Origin of the sequence: Mucilaginibacter aquaedulcis, assembly GCF_030409325.1 — a bacterium.
Classification (GTDB): Bacteria; Bacteroidota; Bacteroidia; order Sphingobacteriales; family Sphingobacteriaceae; genus Mucilaginibacter; species Mucilaginibacter aquaedulcis.
In genome coordinates, this window is the sequence record NZ_JAUFPR010000004.1 from 1,015,253 (window position 1) to 1,033,174 (window position 17,922).

Genomic DNA, 17,922 nt, shown 5'->3' on the forward strand with positions numbered 1-17,922 from the left:
AAAGCAACTATGGTAAATAATATTTTTGATGAAACATAAACTCAAATGATGAAAAAAGTATTTGTTATGCTATGGATCTTGGCCGGCACAATCCTCATAGTCAAAGCGCAAGACAGGTCGCTCGATGAAGCAGGCATCAAATCTACATTAGCACGTTTCGGAAACAGTTGGAAAAAAGGAGACTTTCGTGATATGAACGAATACCTGACGCCGGATTGCCACTGGATAAATATTGTCGGTATGCATTGGCATAATCTAAAAGAGGTGCAGTTCGCACACCAAGCATTTATTGGCTCTGCGTTAAAAGGCGTAGAAACAAAAGAGATTAGTATTGCTATCCGTTTTATAACTCAAGATGTCGCGATTGCCTATTGGCTCACCCATATAGGCACATTTTATCCGCCTGATGGTATTAACCGTGGCGGTAATAAACAGGGGGATAAAGATAATATTGCAACGGTGGTGCTGGTGAAGCAAAAGGGGCAGTGGTGGATAACTTCAGCGCAAAACAATGACGTGATCTCCCAGGCCGCAGCGAGCGACCCGGTCTTGCACATGAACAAGTAGGAGCTGATTTCCGAACTAAATTAAAGATGGATGCTGTCATCACTGCCGAAAAACTGAAACAACAATTGGAACCTTTGTTTAAAGCGAGCCAATTAGCGACAAGTGTCGTCGAATTAACTGTTTATAAATCAGGAAAAGGATTAAACGTTATCCGTAATTGATGAGAAAATACAAAACATCGAAAAATATTTAAATGAACCACAGTTAGCAGAATATCGGAAAATTTTGTCGGAGAACGACCTTTACTTATCTGACTGATTGTCCAATCGGATTGTGACGTTGTTTTTTGCAAATCCCTTTTAGCGTTCACCTATCTATAAGGGCTAAACTAAAAACAACTCACGTATTTCCCGCACGTTAAATCGGTAAAAACCATGATTATATGCATTTGATTATCACAGATATTTGAATGATTTAACGATCGAAATTCTGCTTCCGGCGCTTAAGGGTCGGCAAGTGAGCCAGTTTAATACCATTATTATTAAAAACAACTCTATGAAAACAACTCTTTACACCCTATTCTTTTGCTTAATTTTAGCACTGGGATCTTGTAAACCCGAAAGTCCGGTTGATCCTGAAAATCCATCAATTTCATTGGCGAAGACTGACGACAAGCCAAATCCTTTACCAATGCCTGGTGTTCCTTCTGCACTCCTACCCATAGTTATCGCGGGACAACCGAATGCTCCCGGTTTCGTGAACGGGCCGGGCCAGGTTGCACGGTTCAACCAGCCGCTGGGCATCTTTGTGAATCTTGACGGATCGATATTGGTTGCTGATTATGCAAATCAGTCCATTAGAAAGATCATTAGCAATAATTCAGTTAGTACGTTGGTCAAGGCAGACGATGTGGTACTTGATGTTGCCGCACTGAATAACGGAACCGTAGGAATCATCACCGACTCCGAAATAGAGTTTTACAAAAATGGTGTATTCAGACAACCATTTTATGAATGTTTTCATTGTACATTAACGGGTATTGACAAAGATCCTCGCGGTACTTTCTTTTGGTATACCGATTCAGAATCGGCCGGCCTCAACACTATTCAAAGTTACGTAAGCTCCATTACTGAAAACTTAACCACTCCACAGCCATCTAAAGGGATTACGAATACCTATAGTTCATCAATTAGCGTGTCTTCTAAAATAAATAAATTTTTCACTACGGAAAATGGTCTGTTCACATGCACCCAAAGCGGTTCCGTATCGGAAATATTACCAAACGTACCGTTTGCAGGACTGCAAGCCGTGGTTACAAATAAAGATAATACCAAATTGTATATAGCTGACGGTCGGGATATTAAATTAATAACACGATGTCCAACCTGCCCGACCTTGCTTACCAAATTAGTTTCAAACGTAGACGCTTCAGGGCTCGCCTTATCAAATAGCGAAAAGGTGCTTTATTTCACGAGTGCAAAACATCATACTGTTAGTAAAATCAACTTGTAGGATCATATCCTTTCATAGGAAGTATTAGAGTGGTAATAATATACTTAATAACCAATGGGGCATGTTAGTCATGTAACAGTGTCTTTTGCTTAGCTGGCGGCCAGGATACACAATCAATTTTTCAAAGACCTTCAATACAAAGTTATTATCAGAGGCATTTCTTTGTGAAACTGGGGTCATTTTTTTACTTTTAAGATTTTAAAAATGGGAATCATCATGGAGAACTTTTGAATCAGTCAGTTGTTCGTTTATTAGACTTAAAATAAATTTACCGTATTTTGAAAAGATCAAAGCCAGCGATTGCAGGTTGACGACATTTACTAATCAACTCTCATTTCAATAGACATGCCCCTGATGTTTTTATCAGGGGCTTCCTTTTAGGTAAGTATCTTGAAAAGAACAAGTCTTTCCCGTTCATGCCATTTACCCAATGCTCTTTTAGTTGCCTATCAACTTCGCCTGATTTTAAAGGTGTATAGAGAGTCAAACATGTTCCTAACTCGATATCAGCACACGAATTGATTTAAGTAATAAATTGTTATATTAACAATCGAGAAGAGTACTAAAAAGACACAATTTGGTTTAGACATGAATGTGAGGTAAATAGGCGTAAAAACATCTGTGATCAATTATTGATCGAAACTTAAAGAATAAAAAAAGACACAATTTGTTTGGAACAAGCATATTTATGAGCTGTTCCAAACAAATTAGTATCGTTCTGAAAAAACTATCAGTTTTTAATATAATAAACGGATCCAAGTTCAAAATAAATTTCAAATCAGTACGACGTAAAATAGCCTCCTGTTTGTACTTGACCTTAAAGCAGTTACTGTAAAACTATTGAATAATTACAGTTACGATTTCATTTAATTTGATTGTGCAAGAACCTATATAATATTCATCAGAAACGCGCTGTAAATAATTAATTTATTATAACAAACTGTTTATTAATATTTTATGGATATTTTTATTCTTTAATTTTAGCTATGAAAAAGTCTTGGACTGGATTTGTAATCTTGATAATTCGTATAACCTACATTGTATTTTGTGTAGCGCCTTTCATTCTTTATGCCTATTCTAAAATCTCTCCACTGTTGTGTTTGTCAATTGCATCTTTAAACGCTGTGTTAATAATCATTTGGTCATCTAGAAAAACCAAAATTACCTTCAAATATTTAAAATTTGACCGGCAGAAAGATGCGATCTCTGATGATCTGAAGGTAACAATGGTAGCTGCAACTTGTGGCCCAAATGACTCAAAAACGTTAGCCGGTCATTCGGAGAGATTTCCGAAATCAATACAAGACTTGGACATTGGTTTTGTTAAACATAAATTTCCAGAGGAAATGAAGGTAGGCGTTCAAGAAGAAGCTAGCATACAAATTTCGTTTAATAAAGAGTCTTTTTCTTTCTTAGAAAGTGAATCAACAGTTGAGGAACTGCGCATTACAAAGCTTATGAAAGCTTTTCTTCTAGATCAGGATGGGAAATTTGAGATCATTTCAGCAAATAATCCAGATCAAATCATTTTAGAAAACGACGAAACTTCTTGGAAGTGGTACATCAAACCAATAAAATCTGGACACGCATCTCTTGAATTAATAGTTAGTGCATATCTAAATGCAGATGGCCTCGGTTTAACAATGAAAGATATCGAGTCCTTTAAAAAAACTATTATTGTGCACATTAATCCATTGTATAGCACTAATCAGTTTTTGTTGAAAAATTGGCAGTGGATTATTGGAACAATTTGCGGTTCAGGTATATTCTTCACAATTTTGAAATTGACACATGTCATCCCAAGTTAATTTAGGAAGATACCCTTCCCAACGTAGCGGAATGCATGAACTCGTCCAAGAACAAATCGATCAACCTTTAGAAGAAGTCCGCCTCCATCTTGCCGACCGAGGCACGTACCAGGTCGAGCGGGCGTGAATTTAAACCTTCTTAAGGTGTTGTATTAAATCTATTAGTCAAGAATGACAAATAGGTTTGCTCTGAAATCAGGTGGTCAATATCAGCATGGCGCGGCTGAAAAGAAGTTAAGTAAGAAATAAGTAGTACTGATGCTCCTTAATTAAGCCCTACGATACTTATTATTACTCTAACATTGATACGCATAAAACCCAAGCGGCATAATCAAGTAAATTATCTCTTTAAACATATATATAAAATATACCGTGATTTGTTTACTAGGTTCTTTACTATTCATCATATGTAGGCAAATTAAAATTATTTGAATTATCTCATCAACTGATCAATTACATAGGTTTTATGTTCGTTTATCAGCGCTGGCAGAGAAAGAGGATGATTCAACCTGTGCCCATTCCATTGATGCAGCCGAAGAAGATCATATGGTGAAATCAAATAGATATAGTGGTAGTAAAACGGGACGCAAAATACTCCGATTGGTGAAGCACCACCGATTAAAGGAAAAAAGCCTGAAAAGCGTTAGAATTGTCAAACCAAAATTTGGCGAAAACGGAAGCAGCTGAAAGAGCGCCACCACTTTGTAGGATGAAGTTAAAAGTATGTTGCCAAGGTATAAAAAAAGGTGCTTAAGGCTCCTTTAAGTATTATTGTTGGAATGTATTATTTGTTCGGTTGGTGCTGAATCGTTAACCACATTCACTGCGATTTTCGTAAGCAGGCCATTAGTTTTCTTTTCTTCCTCCAACGTTTGCGTGAAAGTAACTCTTCGGCCTCCATATGTCTCAGTACGGCGGCAAGAGTATTTAATGTATCATAAAAAGCTATTGTGAGTAATAGGACCAAAACATGTTTTGTGAACTATTATTGATCAAACTAATACATGTCCCATTTATCAACGCTGATTTTTTGCTTTAAATTCACTTTGTTTTCAATTACTAATCTGTTATCAAATCTCATCTTAGAAACTAAATATCGGACATACAATTTGCGAAAAAGATGATGTAGGTTAATAAATGAAAATACTGACCCGGATAATATCCTAAGTTTTATTGAATTCTAAACCGCGGCTTGACCCTGTATCAGCAGGCGAGATATTGTGAAATGCAATTAAAAGAAACCCATTATTTATTTCGAACGATTTTGTTGCGCATCCTGCTGAGAAATTCCGGCGTTATGCCTAGATAAGAAGCAATCTGTTTTTGTGATAAGTGATCAACCATAATTGGGTAGCGCTTGCAGAAATTACTGAATCTTTCTTCAGCGGTCAGGGTGATATTATTCAAAAGGCGTTGCTGATTGGCAACCAATGCATTTTCAGTTAAAATTTGGAGAAAGCGTTCAAATTTTGGCACGTGATGATATAGGTTTCCTTATTCGTATTAGAAAGCATGAGGGTAGTTGTATCCGTTATCGCCGCAATATATAAACTTCCGGGGCGTTGGGAGAACAGGCTATACAGATCGGCAATCCACCATCCTGGTGGAGCGAAACTTAGCACATGTTCATTTCCCCGCTTATCAACTGTATAGCCGCGTAAACAGCCTTCCGTAATAAAAATAGAGTGTTTACAGATTTCACCATCAGTTAAAAGAAACGCTTTACGCTTCAAAAATTTAGTTTGAAGCAAACTAAGAAAGAATTCCTTTTCAAATTGATCAAGGTGAATGTGTTTTGAAACTTTATTTAACAGGAGTTCGAAGGTCAGTGCCCAGGAAATGCAGGTTCAGCAATTGGAAATAATAGAAATTGCAAAATTTATTCAGAAAAAGCAATCCTTGTAAATTTATGCTATAACGTTTGACTCGGGAATTGTAATGACATTATCAGCTATTACAAGTTTTGACAGGGTCAAATATCAGCCAAATATCAATAAACCGTTATGGGGATTGTAGGCTCCTGTTGATCAGATGAACGCTGAGGGATCAAACTCGCAAAATAATGTTATCCGAGTCGGATCAACTCGGATTAACTTTCAATTTTCTTCAGTCAATTTTGTATCAAAACGATGCATCTATTAGCGCGATGCATTAGGTTAAGCTCATGTCATCAGACATTTACGCAACCCAGATCAAATGATTTAACAAAATTGAGGATTATGGCAACAGAAATTATCACAAGGGAGGACCTGACCGAGTTCGGAGAAAAACTCGTAGGTCAGATCAAGGCATTATTGTTAGGCGGGTCGGCCGAAGGTCAACCGGCAAAATATCTTAAGAGTTACCAGGTCAAAAACCTGCTCAAAATCTCCAGCAATACCCTCCAGACACTCAGGGACAACGGTACCATTCCGTTCACCAAGATCGGTGGCATCTTATATTACAGCTTCGAGGATATTCAGAAAGTTTTGAGAGGGGAAGTTCAGAGCAAGCGAATTCGTATAGCAAAATAAAACTGTCTTTATAATATGGAGCAAGCCATGTTTTCGCTACGCTTAAACGGCTTGCTCCTTCGGAGGTAAGCAAGATTTTGCACTTCGTTTAAAATTAAAGATCATGGGAAGACCGGCTTTACAGGAATAGAATAAAAGGACTATTCAGGTCAATATCCGGCTCACGAAAGAAGAGAACGATATGGTTTGCAACTATGCCCAGGCATCGGCCATGACACCAGCTAACTGGATCAGGCAGAAAGCATTTACCGGCAGGTTCCCTGCCATCAAGCTGTCACCTATCAATGCAGCGCTTTACCAAGAGCTGCATAAGATCGGTGTTAACCTGAACCAGGCTGTTAAGCAACTGAACGCAGGTAAGTTATCTCCAGCTTTCGTAACGATACTGACTATTTTGATAAAAACCCAGAAGGACATACTTAACTGCTTAATGAAATGACAGCGGACCAGGTAAAAGGAAAGGGATTTAGGGGCGCATTGCGCTACAACCTGCAAAAGGTCGAGCATGGTAAGGCGAAAGTTCTGGATATGACTTTTACATCGGGCAAAGAGGATTCTATCATGCGTGAGGTGGCTTTGATCAGAATGTTAAGGCCAAACCTTCAAAAGTACTTCTATCATACCTCCCTCAACTTTCCGCCGAATGAGAACCTGGGTGATGAACAAATGAACATTATTGCAAATGAATATTTGAACAACATGGGATTTGACCAGCACCAGTTTGCCATCTTCCGACATTATGATGCGGATCATCCGCACCTGCATATCCTTGTTAACCGTATCGGCTACGACGGCAAAGTCGTTTCGGACAGCAAAGACTACCAGCGCAGCGAGCAGGTACTCAGAATGCTGGAAAAGCAGTATGGCTTGACAGAGGTCATCTCAAGTAGACAAGCCCAAGAAAGGGCGATGACGAAGAACGAACTAGAAATGATGAAGCGGACGAAGGAGCCGTCCTCCAAAATGAAATTGCAAGAAATCATTAAAGATGTGCTCAGCAAGAAGCCCAATACAGCACAATTCATTCAGGCCTTGGAATCTAAGGGTATCAACGTATTGTTTAACCGGGCCAGTACCGGTTTTGTGAGCGGCATATCCTACGGCTATGAAGGTATGCAGTTCAAAGGCGCTCAATTAGGTAATGTTTACAAATGGCAGGCCATTAAAAATGCTATCAGTTATGAACAAGAAAGAGATCGCACAGCAATTCACCAGGCAAATATTAGGACAAGAGCCTGGCAACAATCAGCAACAGCCGGTGAATCCGCCGCAAGAGGAACAGCAGCGGGAACTTACGGAGATACAAAAGTTGCTGCCGGAAATAGAAAGGCTATACAGCAAGGCGCTGGAAAACTACAGGATCAGATCAGAGCAAAAGATAGCAGAGACCAGCAGGCGGCTGGAGCTGATGGACAGCACAGCAACCAACCTCGCCTTTCAGATTCAAAGAATAGTCTCCAGCGCGGAACAGATCTACCAAGCCAACAACAAGTTCGGCAGCAGATGGTTCATCAGACTATACCTGGTAGCAATCTTATCGGGAGTTTGCTCGGCACTAATCACCCTACTGGTGATATGGATCAAAATGCATTGAATGAGTTCAAACGCAAACGTAAGAAGAGAAAAGGGCAAAGATTGGGTTAGTTATTAAGCTGGTTATTACAAAGTCCTTCGTGGCCTTTTCTTTCGTTCCTCGCTGCCTGGCCTAATTACCTTTTGATAAACGGGCTGTCTTTGCGGAGAAGAGGCTTTGGGCGAGTAGCTCGGTTTTGCAGCTGTTTCCTCATTGAGCTTAACGGTGAGTTGTTTCCCGTTCAGGTCAGAACCGTCCAATGCTTCCACTGCCGCCTCAGCTCCTTCCCGGTCATTCATTTCGATAAAGGCATAACCCTTACAAATCCGTGTTTTCTTATCACGGACGATCTTAATGGTGCTAATGTCACCATGCGGTGCAAACAACTTGGCCAGTTCCAGTTCGTCGATCTCCAGCGGGAAGCCGCCAACAAATAGTTTTACCAATTCCATAAGTAGCCTGCAAATGTAGAGATATAGAATCTAGATTTCTGTATTTGTAGAAATGAACATTTCTGTAAATGCAGAAAGTTAGAAATGCAGAAATATGCATTTCTAATAAACGAACTATGAAGGTCACGATAGCAAATAAAAAAAGCCCCTTTCGGAGCTTAATATTATTTGGAGTTTTTTAGAAGCTCGGTTTTTTCTCGTTCACTGGCTAGTAACCTTTCATAAAGATCAACAATTTTTTCTATCGTATTAAAAGTAGGTTGGTAGTTTAATGAACTTGCAATCAAGGTTGAACTGTCACTACTGGTATTATGGAATGTATTTGAAATGATATTAAATACGGCTTCTTCTGTAAAGGCTTTAATTGCTTCAGGCGTAAGGCCTAAGACATTAGCGATTTTGGCTAAAGCATCATCTTCCACCTCGGCGCTTTGTTCAATCTTGGAAACGGCTTGCTGACTGATACCAAGTTCTAAGGCAAGCGTTTCCTGCTTCATGCCGCGCAACTCACGAAGCTTGCTGATTTTTCTTCCGATGTGTAAAGTCTCTGCCATGGCGTAAATGTATCAATTATTGTAAATGTACGAAACAACCGCATCATTGTAAAGTACAAAATCGCTATGGTTCGGCACGTGGGTTTACTGCTATTCTTTTGTGTTGTCGGTCAATGCAGGCCGGTCACAATCCTTGAGTATGATCTCCACCAACTGGTTTAAGCCAAGCTGTTCAGCGGGTGTAATAGCTTCGTTAAACCTGCAATTGAAATTCATTAATGGCAATCTTACTGAATACCTCTTTACCTGCGTAGATGCTAACTCACCAGATCCATCTACGCTCTTTTTAAACGTTGGTTCGATCTCTCGCTGCTTGATGATCCATGCTGCTTCGTAAAGCTTTTGCATGTTCTCATATAAATAGATCACATCGCTGGTATCTAAGAACTCATCTGCCGAATGATTGGACAGGCCCGTTTCCAGCCACTCGTAAAGAAGATCAAGGTACTGATCGACTGTATAGACCTTGAAGAAATGACTAATGGCCAAATATGGGTTAATGCGTTCAACAGAGGACAGGTGAACAGGATAATGAAGCCATTCCTGCTCTTCCTGCTGCAATTGTTGATCGAAGTTAATATTAATCGCATCGGCAAGCTTCGACGCTCTTTTAGTACGGCTGATTAAGTAAACTGCCTCCACCAGCTTAGCATTTAACTGGTGCGTAAAGAGCAACCCGGCCGGACTTTTCTTAGGTTCATCCGTATAATAACCCTCTTCGATCACATGCTTACGCCATTCCAGTAAGCTTTCTAAATGTCCGGGTAGCCAGTCTGCGGAAAAGAAATCACTGATCACATTCAAAGGCTCGTCGATCTCATCCGGATCAAGATGTTTGGGATAAAAGTTCTGTACATCATATTGCTTTAAGTCCATGACTGATGCTATTGGTTGAGTCTGTATTAATGATCCTTCACCTTGGGACACATCCAGACCCTGACACCTTTTATCTTTTGATAATCACTAAGGAGCAAGACAAAACATCGGAACATCAGCTCTTAGATAAGATCGAGAAGAAATGCGGTCATCTGATTAATGTTTGTGCTATCGTTCATAAATCAGATGCTTTTATTAGGGGGCTTGAAGACGGAAGCCGCTTTTTCATCAATACATTACAAAAAAATAAGATTGCTTACCGGTCATCAAAGCTGGAGTTACCCGAACTACAAATTCCGGATGAAAAGTCTATCAGAGGTCAGGTAGAAGCTATATGGAACCGTTGGGGTAAGCAAGCAAAGGACTTTCTCGATACATCTTTAACTTGCGTTGATGATGGTAATTATAACTTAGCGGTGTTCCTGATGCATCAGGCAGTAGAAAGCACGCTAGTTCCATTATAAGAGTTAATTTAGGTTACCGGCTCTCCATTCATAATCTGGCCAGACAGCTAAAGATAACGTTGATCTGCACGGATGACTTAAAGAATGTATTTGACTTTAGTGTTGTAAGCGATGTGCAGCTTTTTGAGTTGTTACAAACGGCCTATTCGGCAGCAAGGTATAAAGACGATTTTTACGCTGACAAGGAAACAGTAAAGGCGTTATCGGACAAAGTTTGCAAGCTGTTCATAACTGCTGAAGGAATGTTTCAACAGATAATAGAGCAAATGAAAGATTAGCCCTTGCAGGAAGGCAGACAGTTTAACCACACGCTATCGCTACGGGTTCCATTACACCGACAACCTTCTTGCCGCTCAGGCAATACTATGGCTCGTTATCTCTCACCATAGCATTGCTTTACTCTCTGCATGGCAACTGACCACTACACCGCCATCACAAAATTAGCATCGCAGTAAAACTATCAAGGGTACATGAACGCTGCAACTATTTGATTTTATTGGCAGCAGCGCCCTTGACAGCTTTCCTGCTTGCTGCTGCCGGTTGTTTAAGCGATGCAATGGAGAAGTGTGTTTGAGAAAGTATGAAACATACTAAACAACTTCATCGTCTAGCATGTTACGGTTTTTAGGAACCGCATTTGCCATACAATGTTAAGGGTTTAGCAGACTATTATATCCCTAACATCTTTCATTTAGGGAAGATGTTACCATAATCCTACCCCACTACTAGCCCACTAGCCCAAATAAAACTATCTTTTAATGCCAAGGCTAATCCTCCAATGAGTTCCCCGGATGGATAAGCTTTGATTTCAGCTGATGTAGTTGGCGTGTGGCTTCCAAAGTTTCCAGCAATTTTCCGGATGGAAGTTAGCGTAGAAAAAACGTGTACAGGAACATCATCGTGATCATTAAGGTAATCCAAAATATCTTTAAGCCTAGTACCCGGGCTGTGTATTAAAGCTGCTCCAGCGAGGTACTTATCATTGATAATGTCTACAAGATGTTCGACTGTCCTACGCAAGGCGGACAAATTGTTTATTCTTAAAGGCACACTGGAAGAGAAATAGTTTTTGTTAATAAACAAATTGAACAGTAGTGCGAATGCTGCATCATCAAAATAGTTGTCTGCGAATTCAAATATTTCTGGATATGACCCAAGAAGGATTGCTTTATCAGTTTGCAAGTATTGCTCCCATATATGATTAATTAGCTGGTCTTCGTTACCTTTTTCGTAGATCGGACATTTAACCCTACTGGATAACCTTAACTTTAAGTCTGCGAATCCTGTGTTTATACAATAAGGTAATGTTAAACAATATTCCTTTTTTAATTCGTCTAAATCTCGCAATATAGCTACCAAGTTCATCTCATCCTCGGTTCCCTCTGCTTGCCCTTCATGCATATAAGCACGCGCATCTAAAACTACAAACTGATACTTCCTTGGGGAAGCTTTGATGATTTCAAATAATTCATCTGCATTATCAACCCATTTTGTTATAATACGCTGTTTTTGGGCTGTTGTCTTAAAACTTCCTGCATAATCTGCTTTATCGTCATATAATAAAATACTGATCGGTTTATCTGGTCTGGTCATGGAAGATAAATTTTAAAACGTACTTTAAATTGTGATTCACCTATTTCCTTCTTATCGGCTAAATGTAGCTCTCCATGGTGACTTTCTATAATTCTTTTAATATGGAAACCACCAAAGCCGGTACCTCTATGCCTATTAGTAGTTTGACCAACCATTTGGAATTTGGCTATATCAAATTCGACAGGAAATTCCTTGCCGTTGTTTTCTACAATAATCTCGTTAAAATCCTTGTTTACCGATTTATTTAAGATTCTTATGTTGATGAGGTTTTCCGCTTTTTTTAATCTTCCATGAAATCCGTGTTTGATGGCATTCTCAATTAGTCTTTTAAAAAGCACCTCCATCTGATATTTATCAGCCATTATTTCACGTTCATCGCCCTGTATAGAAATAGTACAATTAGTATTTGCAAATAAAGGCTTTATCACTTGGTTCAGGTATTGTTTTAACGGTATTTTTTCAGGAGCAAATACTCCTCCGCCTATATTAAGAATTTCCTCTGCTTTTGTAAGGGTGGTTTGCGCATCCTTAATTGCTGACACCATTCGATTCATGACATTCCTAAATAGCAAGTGCTTTTCTTCATCTGGATTTTGCCCTGGAAGTAATGGAACTACATGCTCATTCCAAGACAATGGGTCACCTGATTCAATTTTTCGTTCAAAAAAATCATTAAGAGTCGAAATGTCCATCCCTAGTGAAGAGACAGGTTGTTTCAACTCATGTTTCAAACTTGCTATAATGTTGTAAAGATCATCCTCCCGCTGTAGATCAACTGTATTTTTTACTTCTTCTAACTTTTTTCCATAGTATGAAGCAATAAAGTTTCGTTGATCCTCAATGGGAAGTGCTTTAATATGAATGTTGGTGAAGTCTGCCTTACTAAAATGCGGGACACCAATATTATGTCTTATGGCGTCAATCTGTTTAAGGACGTAATCACTTTGAAGTTGTGTAATTAAATATTCAGGCAGTAATTGACCTTCTAAAGTTTTTACAACTATGATATTCGGGTTACATAATGCAGGGCCATCATATCTGTACAAAGACGGTTTAAGTTTACTGCCGACCTTTGCTATCAAAACCGCTTTGTTAGGAATATATCTAGGGTTTTTCGTCAATAGTTCTTCATCACTGATAAAGTATTCTGCCTTAGAATTATCAACCTCATTTAGTCCTGTTGTTTCTGTTAAATCACCTAATTGCAAATAAGGTACACCGTGATCTTTATTGATATTACTTTTATTTACCCCCATTCCGGTGTAAATAATCTCACATAAACTTTGAAGAGGAACGTAGTTGCCGCCAATTGGCAATTCAAGAAGATAGCGCTTAGGGCTTAGATCATAATTTTTAAACGGAATTTCGTCTGGATTAACAAACGTGCTACTTTCTATACGAAGCTCATTATGATAGGCATTTATTATTTCAATTGACTTTGCTTCGAATGCATCAACAGTAAGTTTAGAACTATCAAAAAGAAATATTCCGCCCTTACGAGTTGTGTTTTTCTCGATAATTAATAGTGAGGTAGAAACGGAAAAATAAGGACGGAAGGTTGCACTTGGTAAAGAGATAATACCCTTTAATAAATTGGCGTGAATAAGCACTTGCCTTAAAAATAAGAAATCACGTTTTGCGCTAAAAAGAACGCCATCCGGAACAACAATGACCGCTTTGCCACCATCCTTTAACAAAGAAACAGTGGACAATATTCCAGCAGCAGTCGTATCAATCGATCCATCAAATGAGTTCCATTGATAATTGCTGAATAATCCGGGGTAGACACCTTTAAGTTCATATAGATATTTTTTTTGTCTTAATCCGAAAGGTGGTACTGTAACTACTAGATCTGCAGATTTCTCGCCTAGTGGACTTTCAAAAAAGTCATTAACAAAATATTCCACCTGATGATATCCGCTAACATATATATTCAATGCACCTATTATACTGGCAGAAAGAGAAATGTCATTTGCGATAAGCTTTGGCAAAAATTTATAATTGTGTTTATATGCTTGAAGCAAAGAACTTGCCGTACCGGCAAACGGGTCAACGATTGTTCCTTTTTCCGGCACCGAGAATATTGAACCCATGAAGGTGGAAAGAAATTGCGGGGATGAGTACTCACCGTTATGCAGGCTGTCTGCATTAGTAAACTCATTTACAATATCATTAAAGAATTTACTAAAATCACGCAATGGTGGCTTTGTAAAAGAACCGAATCTGAACAAGGAATTCCAAAACCAATGGAAGCGCTTATCATTAGCTCTCCGGATGAGACTATAGACTTCTTCCTGGCCGTTTGTTGGCAAAAAATCAAGGTTCGTCCTTATAAGTTTTCGAATATTATCTAAATCTGGAGTAATGAAATGTAACGTTGGGTCGTTATCTCGCCATCCAATAAATAACGCGATTACAGCAAGAAGTTTGTATTCAAAATAGCCGGACTTATCATCTCTTAGTTCATTTAAGATGTGGTAATATTCGTTTTTGAATTTTATAATATCTTTATTCACCAACGAAATATTTCCTTCAGGACTGATGTGGAATAACTGTGAATACTGGTTTACTCTAGCTGCTATCTGAGTAGCACTAACAGGCTGGCCATCCTTTCTTCTATAAATTTGAAGGGAATTAATTTTTTCAGCAATTTCTAGACTCGATTGCGGACCTTCTGAAAAAATCAATAGCTCTTGTATAGCCTCGTGTAACGTCATTGATGCAAAGATTATTCTCATCTGTGCAGTGTATCTGCACAGAACTTTATTGATCAAAGTTAACTACGCAAAGTTTGATTTGCCATTCAAATCATCGATTATGCCAATAATTTTCAAAGCATCATCGTCCTTAAAGATGCCAAGTATCCCCTGGTGATTAATGTCGGTGAACGGCCTATCAAAAAGCATAGCCCTATCTATAGTGCCGTTAATAGAAAGGTAGTTGATCAACGTGTCGATGAAGGTAATCTGCTCGGCTGATATTCCTTCTCGGTTTATGAATTCTGCAAAAAGAGCTTTTGCTGCTTGTATATCCAAACCAATGATGGAACGAACAAACTGGATAAAATGCTTACCGCTTAATACTTCTTCTAAATGCTGTGCGGCATCAGGATCTTCAGTAAATAGCAGGTTTTTAACCTGCTCAAGTTCCTCGGTAGAAATGGGCTCGTTATGCTTGATCTTGTTGATAGCGATATAATTAGCATGTTTTCTGATAAAAGAAGCCACCCGATCGTTATATCTTGCCAGTCCTGCTAAGGGGCCAATAATATCGACTACTTCGATTTCGCCGGTCAGTTCATCCTCAAAATCGGTATATACTTTGGGTTGATTCTGCTTTTCAATGAACTTCATAAGAGAACGGATATCCTCCCTTAAGCTTTCAAGCCCTTTTACTGTTATATTTTGCCAGTAGGTTTCGTTAAGCAGTGACTGCAGGACTTCCTTTTTCGCAGCTACTTGGGGAATAGTCGTTTGCTTTAAAAGTTCAACGGCTAAGTTTTTTACCAGCCTTATAAAACTTGCCAGTTGTTTATCCTCTCTAAGGTATGCGTCTGTAAGCCTATAACTTACAGAGTCGAATTTACGGGCATCAAAATCCGTGTCGGCAGACATTACAAGCGGTGCAAGATTTCTTTGTAGATCACGCACCTTTTCTTCAGTCAGACTGTTCCAATAATCACGATTGGAGAATTGCTCTATGAGGCGTAAATGCGGACGGTTAACGAAACTATCGCGGTTAAGCGCTGAGACATCCGAACACAGCTCATTTAGTAATTGTGCACGGTACTCACACAATTCGTCATCCTCTACAAGCGATTCTAAAGTAACAGCCAGCTTAACCTTCAACAGAAAGATGCGCTGTGTGAGTGACATGGAAGCGCTTGGTTCAACACCGTTGGGATTATCGCCAAAAAACTCAATGTTGCCGCAATAGTCAAATAGGTAAAAGATCTCTTTGTCTACGCCCGGCCCAAACACGTCTGGGCATAAGCGCGTACCTCTACCAACCATTTGCCAGTATTTTGCACTTGACTTTACCTCTTTAAAGAAAATGAGATTTAATATTTCCGGAACGTCAATACCGGTATCCAGCATGTCCACAGATACTACTATCTGTGGCAGCTTATCGGCTTGCTTAAACAGGTCAATTGTATTTTCAGGTTTATCAGATGCATAAGTAACTACTTCTAAAAAGTGCCCTTTAAGCATCGGGTACATTTGGTTAAAACAAGCTTCGATAAATTTTGCATGATTCTGGTTTTTAGCGAAGATGATGGTTTTACCTATCGTGTCGCCATTATTAACTTTTAAACCATTATCCATTAAAAGCTGCAACACTTTGTTGACTGTGTTTGCATTAAACAACCATTCGTTTAAGGCAGCCGAGTCAATTTGATCAGGAACATATTCGCTGTTCTCCGCAAATGTATCCTCGTATCGTTGTTTGTCCTCGTCAGATAATTCTGCGTATTTGATGCCTTGCCTTGGGAACTTAAGCGGCACTTTCATCGCCAGCGGCGGCCTCAAAAATTGATCGCTTACTGCCTGGTTCAACTCATAGGAGAATGTCGGTACACCTGTTTCGCAATGAAACAGTTCATAGGTGTCTTTTTGTGTTTCAGCTTTTGGCGTGGCTGTTAACCCCAACCGGATAGCATCAAAGTAGTTAAATATAGCTTTATACTTTTGGTAGATAGAACGGTGTACCTCGTCAAAAATGACCAGATCAAAGTACCCGACTGTAAATAATCGACGATCCCCCTCGAACTGCTCATCAATCTGATTGATCATTGTTTGATAGGTGGAAAAAACCATCCTAACCTGATCAAAAGCTTTTTCCTTTGAAAGGTTAACAGATGTCAACTGCGGTAGATATGCATTAAAGTTGTTTTTTGCTTGGCTTACCAGAGGTGTGCGGTCGGCAAGAAAGAGCACCCGTTTTACCCTGCCGCTTTTGATAAGTACATCGACGAGTGCGGCAGCCGTACGGGTTTTACCGCTGCCTGTCGCCATAATAAATAGCAAATCGCGCTTATGGGCTTCTAACGACTCTTTTGCGCGTTGTATGGCTTCTATCTGGTAGTGCCTGCCTGCAATATCGGTATTGACAGCTTGAGTGCTTAGCGGCTTCGCGGTAATGCGGCGGTTGATCAGCTTCTCCAGATCTTCTTTACTGTAAAATCCTTGTATCTGCCGGTACGGGTAATTGGTATCATCCCATATGTAATGCTCAAACCCGTTACTCACAAAAATAACGGGGCGTTTTCCAAATTCTCTTTGCAGCGCGTCGGCGTAGCGTTTGCCTTGGCCCAACCCTTGGTCTTTGCCGTCGACAGAGGTCTTTTTAGCTTCTACCACGGCAAGCGGTTTGCCATCGCTGCCTAACAGTACATAATCGGCCTTATCAGAGCCATTGGCGCTGTATTTTAAATTATACTCAGCAATGGTGCTGCTATCGCCAACTGTCCACCCGGCTTCTTTAAGCAATATGTCAATGTAAAGCTCGCGGGTAAGCTTTTCTGACGGCGAATGATAAACAACACCTTCCGGTGTTTCAGTAACGTTTGCCTCGGCAAGCGGAATTTGGGCTAACTCTTGGATTGGTGCTGTTAGTGCAACCTCTTCCTGAATTTTTGAGGTACGGAACGGCTCGCGGTAAACCGTATCGCCGTAATAGCTGGCCAGCCATTGCGCAAAGGCATGCAGGTTAAGCAGGCAAGTATACGCATCCTTGGTAGTTACCTTTCGCTTATTGTCTACGTGCACGGCCAGGTTACCTGTTTTACGAATGATATTGACATCCGTAAATAAGCTTTGGCCAACCAAGCGTATAAAGCCGGGCTTGTGCATCAGGATATTCAGTGTAGCATCTTCGTCAGGATGAATGGTTTCGAGCTGGCGATCTTGGTCGAACATCCAGATCACCATTTCTTCCAATGCTTTACGGCAAAAAATAGCGCAGGCTTCTTCATCCTGCTGCAAAAAGGTTTCGGCCTTCCGAGCAGCTTTGTAAAAAGCCCCGAACCTATCTGTTAAAAAATAAAAGTTACCCTCTTGCTGCATTGTGA

At 39.8% G+C, this 17,922-nt stretch carries 15 protein-coding genes; 7 read left to right on the top strand and 8 right to left on the bottom strand.

Features of this window, described 5'->3' with window-relative positions:
- The first annotated feature begins 45 nt into the window (after nucleotides 1–45).
- The 3 genes from QWZ01_RS22885 (at nucleotide 46) to QWZ01_RS22895 (ending at nucleotide 3,827) form a co-directional block, all read left to right on the top strand.
- Nucleotides 46–567, top strand: coding sequence for an SgcJ/EcaC family oxidoreductase (locus QWZ01_RS22885; RefSeq protein WP_290327486.1), 522 nt, complete (start codon nucleotides 46–48; stop codon nucleotides 565–567).
- 495 nt (nucleotides 568–1,062) lie between these two features.
- On the top strand, nucleotides 1,063–2,019 hold the full coding sequence (locus QWZ01_RS22890) for an NHL repeat-containing protein (RefSeq protein WP_290327488.1): 957 nt from the start codon (nucleotides 1,063–1,065) through the stop codon (nucleotides 2,017–2,019).
- 986 nt (nucleotides 2,020–3,005) lie between these two features.
- Nucleotides 3,006–3,827: a hypothetical protein gene (locus QWZ01_RS22895; RefSeq protein WP_290327490.1), complete on the top strand. Its 822-nt coding sequence runs from the start codon at nucleotides 3,006–3,008 to the stop codon at nucleotides 3,825–3,827.
- A gap of 1,245 nt (nucleotides 3,828–5,072) precedes the next feature.
- Here QWZ01_RS22895 and QWZ01_RS22900 read toward each other — a convergent pair.
- A complete protein-coding gene (locus QWZ01_RS22900) occupies nucleotides 5,073–5,303 on the bottom strand; it encodes a Crp/Fnr family transcriptional regulator (RefSeq protein WP_290327848.1) in 231 nt (76 codons plus the stop codon).
- Complete coding sequence (locus tag QWZ01_RS22905) at nucleotides 5,270–5,578, bottom strand: Crp/Fnr family transcriptional regulator (protein ID WP_353959434.1); 309 nt, start codon at nucleotides 5,576–5,578, stop codon at nucleotides 5,270–5,272. Before QWZ01_RS22905 ends, QWZ01_RS22900 begins: the two co-directional genes overlap by 34 nt.
- A 468-nt stretch (nucleotides 5,579–6,046) precedes the next feature.
- Between QWZ01_RS22905 and QWZ01_RS22910 the strand changes: the two genes are divergently transcribed.
- The 3 genes from QWZ01_RS22910 to QWZ01_RS22920 all read left to right on the top strand — a co-directional run bounded on the left by QWZ01_RS22910 (nucleotide 6,047) and on the right by QWZ01_RS22920 (nucleotide 7,984).
- Entirely contained in the window at nucleotides 6,047–6,340 is a 294-nt protein-coding gene (locus QWZ01_RS22910; RefSeq protein ID WP_290327494.1) for a helix-turn-helix domain-containing protein, read from the top strand.
- 142 nt (nucleotides 6,341–6,482) lie between these two features.
- Nucleotides 6,483–6,779: a plasmid mobilization protein gene (locus tag QWZ01_RS22915; protein ID WP_290327845.1), complete on the top strand. Its 297-nt coding sequence runs from the start codon at nucleotides 6,483–6,485 to the stop codon at nucleotides 6,777–6,779.
- The gene (locus QWZ01_RS22920) at nucleotides 6,776–7,984 is read left to right on the top strand and encodes a relaxase/mobilization nuclease domain-containing protein (protein WP_290327496.1); all 1,209 of its coding nucleotides are present in this window, start codon (nucleotides 6,776–6,778) and stop codon (nucleotides 7,982–7,984) included. The genes QWZ01_RS22915 and QWZ01_RS22920 overlap by 4 nt, the downstream gene beginning before the upstream one ends.
- 15 nt (nucleotides 7,985–7,999) lie before the next feature.
- Here QWZ01_RS22920 and QWZ01_RS22925 read toward each other — a convergent pair whose 3' ends face one another.
- From QWZ01_RS22925 to QWZ01_RS22935, 3 genes are all read right to left on the bottom strand, one after another.
- Nucleotides 8,000–8,365 carry an RNA recognition motif domain-containing protein gene (locus tag QWZ01_RS22925; RefSeq protein ID WP_290327498.1) on the bottom strand — a complete coding sequence of 122 codons (366 nt, stop codon included), beginning with the start codon at nucleotides 8,363–8,365 and terminating at the stop codon, nucleotides 8,000–8,002.
- Nucleotides 8,366–8,529: 164 nt separating this feature from the next.
- On the bottom strand, nucleotides 8,530–8,919 hold the full coding sequence (locus tag QWZ01_RS22930) for a helix-turn-helix domain-containing protein (RefSeq protein WP_290327499.1): 390 nt from the start codon (nucleotides 8,917–8,919) through the stop codon (nucleotides 8,530–8,532).
- Nucleotides 8,920–9,009: 90 nt separating this feature from the next.
- On the bottom strand, nucleotides 9,010–9,795 hold the full coding sequence (locus tag QWZ01_RS22935) for a hypothetical protein (RefSeq protein WP_290327501.1): 786 nt from the start codon (nucleotides 9,793–9,795) through the stop codon (nucleotides 9,010–9,012).
- Between the two features lie 5 nt (nucleotides 9,796–9,800).
- On the opposite strand from QWZ01_RS22935, the gene QWZ01_RS22940 reads away from it, so the two are divergent.
- Complete coding sequence (locus tag QWZ01_RS22940; protein ID WP_290327503.1) at nucleotides 9,801–10,259, top strand: HEPN domain-containing protein; 459 nt, start codon at nucleotides 9,801–9,803, stop codon at nucleotides 10,257–10,259.
- Between the two features lie 714 nt (nucleotides 10,260–10,973).
- On the opposite strand, the gene QWZ01_RS22945 is transcribed toward QWZ01_RS22940, so the two are convergent.
- The 3 genes from QWZ01_RS22945 to QWZ01_RS22955 all read right to left on the bottom strand — a co-directional run bounded on the left by QWZ01_RS22945 (nucleotide 10,974) and on the right by QWZ01_RS22955 (nucleotide 17,917).
- Nucleotides 10,974–11,852, bottom strand: coding sequence for a hypothetical protein (locus QWZ01_RS22945; protein WP_290327504.1), 879 nt, complete (start codon nucleotides 11,850–11,852; stop codon nucleotides 10,974–10,976).
- Nucleotides 11,849–14,569 (bottom strand): N-6 DNA methylase, encoded by a 2,721-nt coding sequence (locus QWZ01_RS22950; protein ID WP_290327506.1) that lies wholly within the window; start codon nucleotides 14,567–14,569, stop codon nucleotides 11,849–11,851. Before QWZ01_RS22950 ends, QWZ01_RS22945 begins: the two co-directional genes overlap by 4 nt.
- A gap of 63 nt (nucleotides 14,570–14,632) precedes the next feature.
- A complete protein-coding gene (locus QWZ01_RS22955; RefSeq protein WP_290327508.1) occupies nucleotides 14,633–17,917 on the bottom strand; it encodes a DEAD/DEAH box helicase family protein in 3,285 nt (1,094 codons plus the stop codon).
- Nucleotides 17,918–17,922 lie beyond the last annotated feature (5 nt).

What these genes read in the sequence shown, in the direction of transcription:
- QWZ01_RS22885 (WP_290327486.1), top strand. Translation starts at nt 46, where the DNA reads ATGATGAAAAAAGTATTTGTTATGCTATGGATCTTGGCCGGCACAATC.
- QWZ01_RS22890 (WP_290327488.1), top strand. Translation starts at nt 1,063, where the DNA reads ATGAAAACAACTCTTTACACCCTATTCTTTTGCTTAATTTTAGCACTG.
- QWZ01_RS22895 (WP_290327490.1), top strand. Translation starts at nt 3,006, where the DNA reads ATGAAAAAGTCTTGGACTGGATTTGTAATCTTGATAATTCGTATAACC.
- QWZ01_RS22910 (WP_290327494.1), top strand. Translation starts at nt 6,047, where the DNA reads ATGGCAACAGAAATTATCACAAGGGAGGACCTGACCGAGTTCGGAGAA.
- QWZ01_RS22920 (WP_290327496.1), top strand. Translation starts at nt 6,776, where the DNA reads ATGACAGCGGACCAGGTAAAAGGAAAGGGATTTAGGGGCGCATTGCGC.
- QWZ01_RS22925 (WP_290327498.1), bottom strand. Translation starts at nt 8,365, where the DNA reads ATGGAATTGGTAAAACTATTTGTTGGCGGCTTCCCGCTGGAGATCGAC.
- QWZ01_RS22930 (WP_290327499.1), bottom strand. Translation starts at nt 8,919, where the DNA reads ATGGCAGAGACTTTACACATCGGAAGAAAAATCAGCAAGCTTCGTGAG.
- QWZ01_RS22935 (WP_290327501.1), bottom strand. Translation starts at nt 9,795, where the DNA reads ATGGACTTAAAGCAATATGATGTACAGAACTTTTATCCCAAACATCTT.
- QWZ01_RS22940 (WP_290327503.1), top strand. Translation starts at nt 9,801, where the DNA reads ATGCTATTGGTTGAGTCTGTATTAATGATCCTTCACCTTGGGACACAT.
- QWZ01_RS22945 (WP_290327504.1), bottom strand. Translation starts at nt 11,852, where the DNA reads ATGACCAGACCAGATAAACCGATCAGTATTTTATTATATGACGATAAA.
- QWZ01_RS22950 (WP_290327506.1), bottom strand. Translation starts at nt 14,569, where the DNA reads ATGACGTTACACGAGGCTATACAAGAGCTATTGATTTTTTCAGAAGGT.
- QWZ01_RS22955 (WP_290327508.1), bottom strand. Translation starts at nt 17,917, where the DNA reads ATGCAGCAAGAGGGTAACTTTTATTTTTTAACAGATAGGTTCGGGGCT.